The sequence below is a fragment of the Bradyrhizobium sp. AZCC 2289 genome (assembly GCF_036924615.1).
GTDB lineage: Bacteria > Pseudomonadota > Alphaproteobacteria > Rhizobiales > Xanthobacteraceae > Bradyrhizobium.
Genome location: NZ_JAZHRY010000001.1, coordinates 8,895,260 through 8,908,948, shown reverse-complemented (window position 1 = coordinate 8,908,948; position 13,689 = coordinate 8,895,260). Strand labels below are relative to the sequence as shown.

Annotated in this window: 11 protein-coding genes and 1 pseudogene; 3 read left to right on the top strand and 9 right to left on the bottom strand. The window is 63.7% G+C overall.

Going from position 1 to position 13,689, the window contains the following annotated elements:
* Positions 1-32 precede the first annotated feature (32 nt).
* Genes tkt through V1289_RS41640 form a run of 3 tightly spaced genes read right to left on the bottom strand, consistent with a single transcriptional unit; the run spans position 33 to position 3,988 of the window.
* A complete protein-coding gene (tkt, locus tag V1289_RS41650; protein WP_334405144.1) occupies positions 33-2,066 on the bottom strand; it encodes a transketolase in 2,034 nt (677 codons plus the stop codon).
* Positions 2,063-2,938: a phosphoribulokinase gene (locus V1289_RS41645; protein WP_334405142.1), complete on the bottom strand. Its 876-nt coding sequence runs from the start codon at positions 2,936-2,938 to the stop codon at positions 2,063-2,065. Before V1289_RS41645 ends, tkt begins: the two co-directional genes overlap by 4 nt.
* Positions 2,939-2,953: 15 nt before the next feature.
* The gene (locus tag V1289_RS41640; RefSeq protein WP_334405140.1) at positions 2,954-3,988 is read right to left on the bottom strand and encodes a class 1 fructose-bisphosphatase; all 1,035 of its coding nucleotides are present in this window, start codon (positions 3,986-3,988) and stop codon (positions 2,954-2,956) included.
* Between the two features lie 151 nt (positions 3,989-4,139).
* Here V1289_RS41640 and V1289_RS41635 point away from each other — a divergent pair, with 151 nt between their 5' ends.
* On the top strand, positions 4,140-5,111 hold the full coding sequence (locus tag V1289_RS41635) for a LysR family transcriptional regulator (protein WP_334405138.1): 972 nt from the start codon (positions 4,140-4,142) through the stop codon (positions 5,109-5,111).
* A gap of 98 nt (positions 5,112-5,209) precedes the next feature.
* The gene (gene hemC, locus V1289_RS41630; RefSeq protein WP_442896228.1) at positions 5,210-6,184 is read left to right on the top strand and encodes a hydroxymethylbilane synthase; all 975 of its coding nucleotides are present in this window, start codon (positions 5,210-5,212) and stop codon (positions 6,182-6,184) included.
* A gap of 9 nt (positions 6,185-6,193) precedes the next feature.
* On the opposite strand, the gene hemE is transcribed toward hemC, so the two are convergent.
* The 6 genes and pseudogenes from hemE to V1289_RS41600 form a co-directional block, all read right to left on the bottom strand.
* Positions 6,194-7,240, bottom strand: a complete 1,047-nt coding sequence (gene hemE / locus V1289_RS41625) for a uroporphyrinogen decarboxylase (protein WP_334405134.1) — start codon at positions 7,238-7,240, stop codon at positions 6,194-6,196.
* A 133-nt stretch (positions 7,241-7,373) separates the two neighbouring features.
* Positions 7,374-8,201: an SDR family NAD(P)-dependent oxidoreductase gene (locus V1289_RS41620; protein WP_334405132.1), complete on the bottom strand. Its 828-nt coding sequence runs from the start codon at positions 8,199-8,201 to the stop codon at positions 7,374-7,376.
* A gap of 9 nt (positions 8,202-8,210) precedes the next feature.
* Complete coding sequence (locus tag V1289_RS41615) at positions 8,211-8,882, bottom strand: RraA family protein (RefSeq protein ID WP_442896227.1); 672 nt, start codon at positions 8,880-8,882, stop codon at positions 8,211-8,213.
* A gap of 192 nt (positions 8,883-9,074) precedes the next feature.
* A pseudogene (pssA, locus tag V1289_RS41610) lies at positions 9,075-9,963 on the bottom strand (CDP-diacylglycerol--serine O-phosphatidyltransferase).
* Between the two features lie 142 nt (positions 9,964-10,105).
* Complete coding sequence (locus tag V1289_RS41605; protein ID WP_334405129.1) at positions 10,106-10,804, bottom strand: phosphatidylserine decarboxylase; 699 nt, start codon at positions 10,802-10,804, stop codon at positions 10,106-10,108.
* A 55-nt stretch (positions 10,805-10,859) separates the two neighbouring features.
* Positions 10,860-12,860, bottom strand: a complete 2,001-nt coding sequence (locus tag V1289_RS41600) for an ABCB family ABC transporter ATP-binding protein/permease (protein ID WP_334405127.1) — start codon at positions 12,858-12,860, stop codon at positions 10,860-10,862.
* 212 nt (positions 12,861-13,072) lie between these two features.
* Here V1289_RS41600 and V1289_RS41595 point away from each other — a divergent pair, with 212 nt between their 5' ends.
* Positions 13,073-13,678, top strand: a complete 606-nt coding sequence (locus V1289_RS41595; protein ID WP_309184200.1) for a TIGR00730 family Rossman fold protein — start codon at positions 13,073-13,075, stop codon at positions 13,676-13,678.
* Positions 13,679-13,689 lie beyond the last annotated feature (11 nt).

The following is a 13,689-nucleotide window of genomic DNA, read 5'->3' as shown; positions in this document are numbered from 1 at the left end:
AAACTCCTTTCAATTTCCTGCCGGTGTCATGATCAAGCCGCCGCCATCTTTGATCGCGCGATGCAGCGCAGCGCCGCTTTTGCAACCGCATCCGCGGTAATGCCGAATTCGCGATAGAGCACCTCCGCCGGCGCGGATGCACCGAAACCGGTCATGCCGACAAATTCGCCGCTATCGCCGAGCCAGCGCGCCCAGTCGCCCTCCACCGCGGCTTCGATACCGACCCTCGGCACGTCTCCAAGGACTTCCGCGCGGTATTCGCGCGGTTGCTCGCGAAACAGATCGAAACAGGGCGCAGAAACGACGGCGGCGCGGATGCTGACGCTCTCCAGCAGTTCCGCCGCGTGCAGCGCGATCGACACTTCCGAGCCCGTTGCGATCAGGGTGACATCGCGGCCGCCTTCGGGTTCGACGACCACATAGGCGCCGAGCGCGACCCGATTGGCGTCGCCGCCGGCTTGCCTAAACGTCGGCAGCCCCTGCCGCGACAGGCACAGCACCGACGGGCTCGTCTGTGACCGCAACGCGCAATCCCAGGCCTCCGCGGTTTCGACGGCGTCCGCGGGCCGAAACACCAGCAGGTTGGGAATGGCCCGCAGCGATGCCAGATGCTCGACCGGCTGATGGGTCGGACCGTCTTCGCCCAATCCGATCGAATCGTGCGTCATCACATGGATGACGCGTATTCCCATCAGCGCCGCCAGCCTGATCGCCGGACGGCTGTAGTCGGCGAAGGTGAGAAACGTGCCGCCATAGGGGATGAATCCGCCATGCAGCGCGATGCCGTTCATCGCCGCCGCCATGGCGTGCTCACGAACGCCATAGTGAATGTAGCTCCCTTCAAACTGACCGGGCCGCACCGGCTGCTGGGTCTTGGCCCGCGTCAAATTGGAGTGGGTCAGATCGGCGGAGCCGCCGAGAAAATTCGGCAGGGCTTCGGCGATGGCGTCAATCACAAGCTGCGACGCTTGCCGGCTTGCAATATTTGGCCGCTCTGTCGCGAAGCGATCGCGGATCTGCGCAATCGCCTGGGTATAGCCGCACGGCAGATTTCGATTGAGCGCATCGTGAAACGGCGAGCGTGGGCTAACGTTGAGGCGCCTGGTCCGCTCGATCCAGTTCCGCCGGGCGGCATGGCCGCGCGCGCCGATCCCGCGCCATTGCTCGAGCACGGTTTCCGGAATCTCGAATGGCCCGTGCGGCCAGTCCAGCGCAGCGCGGGTCCTGGCGATCTCCTTGGTGCCGAGCGGCGCGCCATGGGCTTTTTCGGTGCCCTGGCGGTTCGGCGCACCGAAGCCGATCACCGTGCGGCAGGCGATCAGCGACGGGCGATCGCTGTTGCGGGTGCGTTCTAGTGCCGCTGCGATCGCCTCCGGATCGTGGCCGTCGACGCGGCTGGCCAACCAGCCCGAGGCCTTGAACTGTGCAAGCTGGTCGTCCGAACAGGACAGCGCGGTCGCGCCGTCGATCGAGATTTCATTGTCGTCGAACAATACGATCAGCCGGCCGAGCCCGAGATGCCCGGCGAGCGAGATCGCCTCGTGGCTGAGGCCCTCCATCAGACAGCCGTCACCGGCGATCACGTAGGTATAGTGATCGACGAAATCGTCACCGAAGCGTGCATTCATCAAGCGCTCGGCCAGCGCCATCCCGACCGCGGTGGCGATGCCCTGCCCCAACGGCCCCGTGGTGGTTTCGACGCCCGGCGTGTGCCCGTATTCCGGATGGCCCGGGGTCTTCGATCCCCACTGCCGAAAGGCCCGCAATTGGTCCGATGTGACGCCCTCGTAACCTGTCAGGTGCAGCAGCGCATACAACAGCATCGAGCCGTGACCGGCCGACAGCACAAATCGGTCGCGGTCTGGCCACGCCGGATCGGCGGGATCGAATTTGAGGAAGCGCGAAAACAACACGGTGGCGACGTCGGCCATGCCCATCGGCATGCCCGGATGACCCGACTTTGCCTGTTCGACGGCGTCGATCGCCAGAAAGCGGATCGCGTTGGCCATTTCCGCGTGCGTGGCATCGGGACGGCTTTCTATGCAGGCGAGAGCTGGAGCGGTCATACCGTGCGCCTCTTTCGTTCCATCAGTTGCAGGATCAGCGGGGTGAGAATGAGCTGCATCGCCAGATCGAGCTTCGACCCGTGAATCACGATCGAGTTGGCGCGCGACATGAAGCTGTTCGGGATCATCGACAGCAGATAGGGAAAATCGATCCCGCGCGGATTTTTCAGCCGGATCACCACCATCGATTCGTCCGGCGTCGGTATCCAGCGCGCGATGAACGGATTCGAGGTATCGACCGTCGGCACGCGCTGGAAGTTGATGTCGGTCTCGGCGAATTGCGGGCAGATGTAGTTCACGTAATCCGGCATCCGCCGCAGGATGGTGTCGGTCACGGCCTCCGCGGTGTAGCCGCGGTCGCTGCGGTCGCGGTGCAGCTTCTGGATCCACTCCAGATTGATGACGGGCACGACACCGATCTTGAGATCGGCATGCTGCGCGATATTGACCTTGTCGGTCACCACGGCGCCATGCAGCCCTTCATAAAACAACAGATCCGACTTTTCCGGCAGCGTGCCCCATTCGGTGAAGGTGCCGGGCTCCGCGCCATACAGCTTGGCTTCCTCGTCATCGTGGACGTAATGCCGCGTCATGCCGGTGCCGGACTCGCCGTAATCGCGGAAGACTTTCTCCAGCTCCTCGAACAGATTGGTTTCCGGGCTGAAATGGCTGAAGTGCTTGTTGCCGCACTCGGCCTGCTCCGCCATCTTGGTGCGCATCTCGAAGCGGTTGTAGCGATGGAAGGCGTCACCTTCGATGTAGGCGGCCGCGACCTTTTCGCGACGAAAAATGTTCTCAAACGTCTTCTTCACCGACGTCGTACCGGCGCCCGATGAACCCGTGATCGATATGATGGGATAGCTGCGCGACATCTGATTGATCCGGATTCAGCGAAACAGGCCGCGCCGCGCGAACAGCGGCGCGTCGCTATGGTCGAACATCGGTTCAATGCCCTCGTGAATGACGGCGACGTCGCGAACGCCGCGCACCGAGCCCATGATCAGCGGCACCCGCTGGTGCGGCGTTTTCGCCGCAAGCTCGAGAATTCGCCGGCGGCCGGTGGTCGCAGCGCCTCCCGCCCATTCCATCACCAGCGCCATCGGATGCGCTTCGTACAGCAGCCGCAACCGCCCCTCGCGATAGCCGGGACGCGCGTCCGCCGGATAAAGGAACACACCGCCGCGAACCAGGATGCGGAGCGACTCGGCCACCAGCGAGCCGATCCAGCGCATGTTGAAATCCGCGCCGCCCCCGTTGCTGCCGGCAAGGCATTCGTCGATATAGGCGCGGACCGGTCCGTGCCAGTGCCGGTGGTTCGACGCGTTGATTGCGAATTCGGGCGTATTGGGCGCAATCTTCACGCCCTGCGCGATGAGCAGGAACTCGCGGGCCAGCCGGTCGAGAATGAAGATATCGACGCTCTGGTTCATCGCCAGAACCAGGATGGTTTGAGGGCCATACACCACGAACCCCGCGGCGCACTGCGCCGTGCCGGGCTCGAAGAAGGTGGAGAGCACGTCGTTGCCGCGCGGACGGATCGAGAAAATCGTTCCGATCGAGATATTGTTTTCAAGATTGGCCGATCCATCGAGCGGGTCGATCGCGACGCAAAGCGGCGCCTCGGCATCGAGCATTTCAGGCAGTTCCGATTCCTCGGACAGAATGGCGGCGACCGGCGCCATGCGCAGTGCCCGGCGCATCATCTCGTCGGCGGCGACGTCGATATCCTTCTGCAGATCGCCGTCGGGATTGATCCCGCTATGCCGCCCGGTGATGCCCGCCAGCGGCCCGTCGGCGATGAGGACGGCAAGACGGATGGAAGCGGCGGCGACCGCCTCGATCACGGCGGCGACCGCAGGCGCGTTCGGCGCGTCCTGCACCGCTTGGTCGAGATGCGAACGCAAGGTTACGCGCTCGTCCATGGCCGTTCCCCTGTCACCGCCCTCTGCGGGGCCATTTGCGAAGCGCCATGCCGGTCGGCAGTGCGCCCGGTAACAACACCCCAGTTTGCAAAATTAGTGAAATTTTCTTATCTTTGGTTTGGGCAAAGTTTTCCTTATGGAGGTGACGCCGATGGCCAGCCGGTTTCTGCGGGAATTGACCATTCGCCAGCTCCGCGCGCTGGCCGCTGTCCATCGCGATCGCTCGGTGACCGCGGCAGCCAAACAGCTTCATCTCACGCAGCCGGCCGTCACTCTGCAGATTCGCAATCTGCAGGCGCTCGCGGGACTGCCGCTGATCCAGCGCACTCCCGACGGCATGCTGTTGACCGATGCCGGGCGCGAAGTGCTCGCGCTTTCCGAGCGCATAGAGGCCGCGATCGCCGATTGTGAAACCACGCTGGAGATGATGGCGGGAAAAACCGCGGGCCGCATTTCGATCGGCGCCGTCAGCACTGCGAAATATTTTGTGCCGTTCATGATCTCCGGCTTTTCGAAGCTGCATCCGAACATCGACGTCACGCTGTCGATCGGAAACCGGCAGGAGATCGGCACCGCGCTACACGGCTATGATCTCGACTTCGTCATCATGGGCCGCCCCCCGGCCGACATCGACATGGACGTTCACCTGATCGGCGATCACCCCCATGTCATCATCGCGCCGACGGCGCATCGCCTGGCGCGAAAGCCCCGTTTCGCGCCGAGCGAGCTCGCCGGCGAAACCTTCCTGACGCGCGAGCCCGGATCGGGAACACGCGGCCTGATGGAGCAATTGTTCGAAACATCCGGCATCCGTCCAAAGATCGGCCTCGTGATGAGCAGCAACGAGACCATCAAGCAGGCCGTGATCGCAGGTCTTGGAATAGCGTTCATCTCGGCGCATACGGTGGCCACCGAACTCGACGAACGGCGGCTGGTGACGCTCGACGTCGTCGGCCTTCCCATCGTCCGGCAATGGTTCGCGCTTTCGCGCAAGGACAAGGTCCTGCTGCCGCCGGCCCGTGCGATGCTGGAATTTCTGAGCGCGCGCGGTGCGCAGTTTTTGCCGCGAACCCATGGCCGGATCAGGCTCACCCGCACCACCGCACGCGGCAAGCGCCGATGAGGCTCCGTTTGCATTCCGCGGCTGGCTGGTCTTAATCTCCGCACGCGCCGCGATCCCTTGCGCGGTTGCCGAATGGAGCGTCGGTGGTGGCAGTTACAATGCGGATAGGCACGCGCAAGAGCACGATGGCGCTGGCCCAGACTGAGGATATCGCGCGGCGCCTGTCGATCGCCGCACCCGAGCTGAACGTCGAAATCGTCAAGTTCGAGACCACAGGCGATACCGACCAGACCAGCAAGCTGCTGGTCCATGGCGGCAAGGGCGGCGCGTTCGTCGCTGAAATCCGCACCGCCGTTGTATCTGGCCGGCTTCACGCCGCCATGCATTCGCTGAAAGACATGCCCGGCAATGAGGATACGCCGGGGCTCGTGATCGGCGCGACGCTGGCGCGCGATCCGCCGACCGACGCGCTGGTGCTGCGGCCGGGCGTTACGATCCAGGATATCAGGCGCTCGCGCGGCAGGGGTTTCAAGATCGGAACCAACGCGGTGCGGCGCGCGGCCTATGCGCGGCGGCTGTTTCCGGAGATCGAGGTGATCCATTTTCGCGGCGCGGCCGACACACGCGTCCGCAAGCTCGACGGCCGGGAAATGCAGCGCCTGCCCGGTGGCGGCGAGGTCGGACCCGCCGACGCGCTGATCATGGCGCGGGCCGGCCTGGAGCGCGTCGGTTTCGCAGACCGCATCGCCTGCGAACTATCGCCCAGGGAAATGTTGCCCGCGGTGGGACAGGGCATCGTCGCCGTGGAGTGCGCGGTACAGGACTGGCAAACCCGGCGTTATCTCGCGCTGATCGACGATCCGGCCGCGCATCTGAGCTGCGACGCCGAGCGCGAAGTATTGTGGGTGCTCAACGGTCACTGCAATTCGCCGATTGCAGGCTATTCCACCATCGAAGGCGCGCAGATGACGCTCACCGCCTCGGTGCTGGACGAAGCCCGGGACGGGAAATTCATCGAGGTCACGCGCTCAGGTCCCGCCAACCGCCCGCGCGAACTCGGCCGCGCGGTCGGGCTCGAACTGCTGCATAAGGGTGCGGCCGATATCATCGCGCGCACGCGCCCGGAACCGTAAGACGGCGGATCAGCCCCGGTAGGCCCGCACCCGCTTCACCATCTGCTCGACATGCGCGATCGGGGTTTCCGGCTGGATGCCGTGGCCGAGGTTGAAGATCAGCCGGCCGGCGGCGTAGTTCGACAGCACGTCATCGACCGCGCGATCGAGCGCATCGCCGCCGGCGATCAGGACCAGCGGATCGAGATTGCCTTGCACCGCAACGCGGCTCTGCACCTTGTTGCGGATCAATGACGGCTCGGCGGCCCAGTCGATGCTGACCGCATCCACTTTGGTTGCCTCGACATAGGACGGCAGCAGCGCGCCGGCGCCGCGCGGAAAACCGATGATCTTCGCATCGGGCACTATTTTGCGCACGCCCTCGACAATCCGCTTGGTCGGCTCGACCGACCAGCGCTGGAATTCGCGCGGCGGCAGCACCCCGGCCCAGGTGTCGAAGATCTGCAGCACGTCGGCGCCGGCCTTGAGCTGTCCGAGCAGATACAGGATCGAATTCTCGACGATGGCGTCGATGATTTTCGCAAACGCTTCGGGGTGGCGATAGGCCATCATCCGCGCCGGCGCCTGGTCCGGCGTGCCCTGTCCGGCCACCATGTAGGTCGCCACCGTCCACGGCGCGCCGCAAAATCCGATCAGCGCGATCTTCGGGTCGAGCTCGCGCCGCACCCGGCGCAACGCTTCGAACACCGGTTCAAGCCTGCTGAAGTCGCCCGTCGATGACAGCGCGCCGACCTTGTCAGGCGTATCCAGCGGATCGAGCCGCGGACCTTCGCCAACCTCGAACCGGACATCGCGCCCGAGCGCATAGGGAATGACGAGAATATCCGAAAAAATGATCGCAGCGTCGAAGGCAAAGCGGCGGATCGGTTGCAGCGTCACCTCGACGGCGAATTCGGGCGTGAAGCACAGGTCGAGAAAGCCGCCGGCCTTGGCGCGGACTTCGCGGTATTCCGGCAGATAGCGCCCGGCCTGCCGCATCATCCACAGCGGTGGAACCGGCTGGCGGCGGCCGGAAAGCACCTCGACAAAGGGTTTTGTGGTCGGAGACTGGGTCAAGCGGTGCTTCCGGTGTTGATCGACAGGCTGTTTGTCCGTTCCGATACACTGCCGATGCGGTCTTGGCCACGGCGAGATGCGGTCCGGCAGGAAAAAGGCAGGCTGGAGATGGGCGAAACCCGGCGCGTTCGCGTCAGGCCCCAGGCGCGCCGGTCAGCTCGAGGCTGAGCGCCCGCAGACGCCTGCGCGCGGTCGCATCATAGGCCTGCGGGTTGGCCTTCGCCTCGTTCATGCCGTTGAAGAACAGGCCGCTCTTGCTCTCGACGTCATCGCCGGTCACCAGATGCAGGATCGCATCGCCACCTTGCTCGACCGTCGACATCGGCGTGATGCCGCCGGCGCGCACCATCGTGGTGTTCATGTAGGTCGCGGGGTGCAGCGAATTCGCGGTCACGCCCGATCCCTTCAGTTCCTCGGCGAGATCGATGGTGAACATGATCTGCGACAGCTTGCTCTGCGCGTAGGCGCGGCTGCCGCTGTAGTTCTTGGTGATCATCACATCGTCGAAATCGATCGGGTGCTGGCCGAGCGAGGCGACATTGACGATCCGCGATGGCGCGCTCGCCTTCAACAGCGGCAGCAACAGACGCGCCAGCAGGAAGCCGGAGAGATAATTCACCGAAAAGCGCAGTTCGTATCCATCCTTGCTGGTCTGCCGCGCGGGCCCCTCGTTCTGCGATCCGATCCCGGCATTGCTGACGAACACGTCGAGCCGCCTGTGATCGGCCAGCACCGCATCCGCCAGCTTTCGCGCTTCCGCCAGCGACGACAGATCGGCCTGATAGAAGGTCGGCTTAAAGCCCCCTGCCCGGCTGATCTCATCGGACAGGGTTTTGGCCCGCGTCTTGTCGCGGCCGTGGATCAGCACCTTCGCGCCGGCGACGGCAAGTTTCGCCGCGACATAGCGGCCGACGCCGTCGGTCGAGCCCGTGATCAATACGGTCTTGCCGTCCATTTTCATGGTGAGGCGTCAGTGAATCTCGGCCGACTTCTTCAGCGCGGCTTTCAGCTTCTCCAGCGAAAAGTCCTTGCTGCGGGCGATCTCCAGGATCGGCGTCTCGCGGCGGCCGCAGAGTTCGGCGGCTTCGGGAATTTTCGCGGCGATGTCGACCGGGATCACGATCGCGCCATGCTGGTCGGCATGGATCAGATCGTCGGAGCGCACCGTCATCCCGGCGACGCGCACTTCGCCGCCAAAATTCTCGGCATGGACCCAGGCGTGCGACGGACCGATCGATCCGGCGAGCGCCTGGAAGCCTGGCGCCCATTGCGGGATGTCGCGAATCGAGCCGTCGGTGATGACGCCGAGGCAGCCGAGCGCCTTGTGCACGTTGCTCTGCACCTCGCCCCAGAACGCGCCATAGCCGACATCGGCGCCGTCGATATCCTGGATCACCGTGATGCGCGGGCCGAAGCCGGTGCCGACATATTCGTAATATTCGATGCGGCGCTTGGCCTGCTCGTCGGCCGGAAGGCCGGACTTGAGCACCGAACGGATCGTCACGGTGCGGGCATAGCCGACCATCGGCGGTAGATCCGGAAACGGGCATACCAGCGGCTTGGTGGTGTAGCCGATCAGGCGGCGCTCCGGCGCCACGATTTCCATCGCATTGCAGATCGTCGGTGTGTCGTAGCTGGCCAACGCTTCGAGGACGGAAGCAGGCAGTGGAGCGGAAGTGTGCTTGTTCACGGCGTTTCTCCTGATGTTGCACCGGCCATTTTGAAAGCCGTGGTTCATCAAGCCCTATAGCCGAGATTGGGGTCGAACCCAACTCGGCGATAGCTCATGGCAGATATCTCGGCAGATATTTCGGATTGAAACCGTGCAAGCCGTTCAGTTCAGCCGGGCCGGCCGTTCCTGTTCGGCATCGGTCGCGGGCGGCGCGAAGGCGGCCGGCGCCGGGCTTGGCGGCGCGGCGGCACCCGTGGCCGCAACCGCCTGCGCGGCCGCGGCGTTGCGCTCGTGGTCGCGATAATTCTTCCATCCCAGCGGCAGGCTCATCAGATAAAGCACCGAGCCGAACGACAGGATGTGCCAGGGATAGCCGATCAACAGCGCGACGAAGAACACCACCGAGACGAAAACCGGCAGCACCATCTCCGGCGGCACACGCATGCGCACCGTCTTGCCGGAAAACACCGGCAGGCGCGACACCATCAGGAAGCCGATCAAAAGCGTATAGAGCGCGGTCAGCGTGGCCGGCGGCTTCGGTGTGCCCAAAAACGCCAGATAGATCGGCAGCAGCACGGTAATCGCACCTGCCGGCGCCGGTACGCCGGTGAAGAAATTCGCGGCGAACGGCGGCTTGTTCGGATCGTCGATGGAGGCGTTAAAACGGGCGAGCCTCAAGCCCCCGGAGATCGCAAACACCATCGCCGCGATCCAGCCGCCATTGTTCAGTTCATGCAACTGCCAGAAAATACAGGATCAGGCCGGGTGCCACGCCGAAATTGACGAAGTCCGCGAGGCTGTCGAGTTCGGCGCCGAATTTGGACTGGCCCTTGATCATGCGCGCAACACGGCCGTCCAGGCCATCGAGCACGGCGGCGAATACGATGGCGCCCACCGCGAGTTCCATCCGTCCTTCGGTCGACAGCCGGATCGCCGTCAGCCCGGCGCAGATCGCCAGCAACGTGATGAAATTCGGCACCAGCATCCGCACCGGGATCGGACGAAACCGGCGGCGGCGTATCTCCGGAGATTGGGGGTCTGATGGCAACATGGCTGGGTAGTATATAGCAGGCGCCACGCCCCTCCGCCATCGCGGTGGGGAACCATCTGATTCCCCGCGCTCTAATTCTTTGTTTTGACGCGTTTTCTTGACGCGAACCGGTGCCCACTTCGCTCGAAAACGCTACGGATAGTTAATCCGCCCGGTAGGTTCGCGCGGCGTCGGCGGACCTGAAATCGGCCAAAATGGTCTCGCCTGCGACCGCGGTCTGGCCCTCGGAAACCAGCGATTTGGTGCCTTCGGGCAGATAGACGTCAAGGCGCGACCCAAAACGGATCAGGCCGAACCGCTCGCCGGCGCCGATCGACTGCCCCTCGCGCACGAACGAGACGATTCGCCGCGCCACCAGGCCCGCGATCTGGACCACCCCGATGCGCCCGTTCGCCGTCGAGATCACCAGCGAGTTACGCTCATTGTCCTCGCTGGCCTTGTCGAGTTCGGCGTTAATGAAAGTGCCCGGCCGGTACGCGATCCGGTCGATCCGGCCCGCCACCGGACTGCGGTTCACGTGACAATTGAACACGCTCATGAAGACCGAAATCCGCGTCAACGGCTTGTCGCCGAGACCGAGTTCAGCCGGCGGCAACACCTGCGCGATCATCGAGACCCGTCCGTCGGCCGGCGACACCACGATGCCCTCGCGTACCGGCGTCACGCGCACCGGATCGCGGAAGAACAGCGCGCACCAGATCGTCAGGACCGTTCCGATCCAGCCCAGCGGCGTCCAGAGCAGGAACAGGACCAGACTTGCAAGCGCAAAGCCGCCGATGAAGGGATAGCCCTCGGGATGGATCGGCGGGATTTGCGCGCGGATGGAATTGGCGATGGACATGGGGGCTCGCTGTCATCTTCCCACTCCCATGGTGGGAGATGGAGCTTCGTTTCGGTTATTCTGCAGCGGTCGCCAAGGAATCTTTGCCCGGACCGCTGACCGGATCTTTGCCTGGATCCTGAACGGGATCCTCGACCGGCGGCGGTACGCGGTTCGGCGCCTCGTGCTCGTCGTCGATCTGCGCGAGTTTTTCCCGCGCCTCCTCGGCCTCGCGCTGCCTGTTCCACATACTGGCATAAAGTCCGCCGGAAGCCAAAAGCTGCGCATGGGTTCCGCGTTCGGCGATGCGGCCCTGATCCAGCACGATGATTTCATCGGCGCCGACGATGGTCGAGAGCCGATGCGCGATCACCAGCGATGTGCGATTGCGCGAGACCCGCTCGAGCGACTCCTGGATTTCGTGTTCGGTGTGGCTGTCGAGCGCCGAGGTCGCCTCATCGAGCACCAGGATCGGCGGCGCCTTGAGCACGGTGCGCGCGATTGCCACGCGCTGCTTCTCGCCGCCGGACAATTTCAGCCCGCGCTCGCCGACCTGGGTTTCGTACCCCTTTGGCGACATCTTGATGAAGGTGTCGATCTGCGCCAGCTGCGCCGCCTTTTCCACCTCGGCATCGCTGGCGTCCCAGCGGCCGTAGCGGATGTTGTAACGGATGGTGTCGTTGAACAGCACGGTATCCTGCGGCACCATGCCGATCGAGGCGCGCAACGAGGCCTGCGTGACATTCCTGATATCCTGGCCGTCGATCAGGATCTTGCCGCTGGAGACGTCATAGAGCCGGAACAGCAGCCGGGAAATCGTCGATTTGCCGGCGCCGGACGGACCGACGATCGCGACCGTCTTGCCGGCCGGCACCTCGAAGCTGAGGCCTTTCAGGATCGGACGCTCGGGATCGTAGGCAAACCGCACGTCGTCGAAACGCAAATTGCCGGTGCTCACGATCAACGGCGTCGCGCCGGGAATATCCCTGATCTCGGGATTGCGCGACAGCACGTTGAACATCGTCTCGATGTCGATCACCGCCTGCTTGATCTCGCGATAGACCATGCCCATGAAGTTCAGCGGCTGGTAGAGCTGGATCATCATGGCATTCACCAGCACAAAATCGCCGACCGTTTTGCTGCCGTCACGGACGCCGAGCGCGCACATCAGCATGATCGCGGTCAAACCGGCCGTGAAGATGACCGCCTGTCCGGTATTGAGAACCGCCAGCGAGGTATAGGTCTTCACGCTGTTGTGCTCGTAGCGCTCCATCGAGCGATCATAGCGTTCGGCTTCGCGCTGCTCGGCGCTGAAATACTTCACTGTCTCGTAGTTCAACAGCGAGTCGATCGCCTTGGTGTTCGCTTCGGTGTCGGAATCGTTCATCTTGCGGCGGATTTCGATCCGCCATTCGGTCGCGAGATAGGTGTAGTACATGTAGACCACGACCGTGATCGCGGTGACGAGCACATAGCGCCAGTCGAACTGCCAGAGCAGCACGCCCATCAGCAGCGACACCTCGACGATGGTCGGGATCAGCTGCAGGATCACCATCCGCACGATCACTTCGATGCCGGTGCGGCCACGCTCCAGCACGCGGGTCAACCCGCCGGTCTTGCGCTCCAGATGGAAGCGCAGCGACAGCTCGTGCATGTGAACGAAGGTGATGTAGGCGAGCTTTCGCACCGCATGCATGGCGACGCGGGCAAAGATGCCGTCGCGCCATTGCGTCAGCACCGCCATCAATACCCGCACCGCACCGTAGCTTGCGGTCATCAAGAGCGGCGAAGCGATCAGCCACATCGTCCAGTTCGATGACTGCACCGGCGCGCTCGGCGTGCCGTTGAGCGCGTCGATTGCCCATTTGAAGGTGAACGGCACCGACAGCGTCGCGAGCTTCGCGATCAGCAGCAGCACCATCGACCAGACCACGCGCATCTTCAGATCGACGCGGTCGCCTGGCCAAATGTAGGGCCACAGATGCACCAGCGTCCCGATCAGGGTCGCCTTTTCGGGTGACGTGCTGGCGGCGGATGACGCGTCGCCGGCGCGCGGGTGCGAATCGGTGTGGGCCATTAGCAGGGCGCCTCAGGCAGGGCTGCGCACCGGCTCGCTGACACGTGATTTCCAATGATCTGCATTCTGCCCGTCATATAGAGCGTTTAGACGCCGGGTACAGCCTCGGGGAGCAATTCTTTAGCATTTTGCCCGCATTTACGGCCTGATTCGGCCCCGACAGGGGATACACCGGACTTGACGCATTTTACGTTGCAGTGCCACATAACCACATGAGTCAAATCAAAACCGTCTGTGTCTATTGCGGCTCCGGCCCTGGCACCAACCCCCGCTTTGTCGAAGCCGCCATCGCCCTGGGCAAGGTCTTCGCCGAAAACGATATCCGCCTCGTCTATGGCGGCGGCTCGATCGGCCTGATGGGCGCGGTCGCCAAATCCACCCTGGATCATGGCGGCTCCGTCACCGGGATCATTCCGGATTTTCTGAGAGCCCGGGAAAACGCGCTGACGCGTGTCCAGGAGATGATCGTCACGCCCGACATGCACGAACGCAAGCGGCTGATGTTTGAACGCTCCGACGCGTTCATCGCCCTCCCCGGCGGCATCGGCACGCTGGAGGAACTGGTCGAGCAATTGACCTGGCAGCAGCTCGGCCGTCACAACAAACCGATTCTGCTCGCCAACATCGATAATTTCTGGGAGCCCCTGCTCTCGCTGCTCGCCCATATGCGCATGACCGAGTTCATCCGCGCGACGCTGCCGCTCGATGTTCTCACGGCCGACCGGGTCGAGGATATCCTGCCGCGCTTGCGCACCGCCGCCGCTCGCGCACCGAAAGGCAGCGAGGAAATGGTGCCGGAAGTGGCGCGACGGCTTTAGGGATTCAGTCG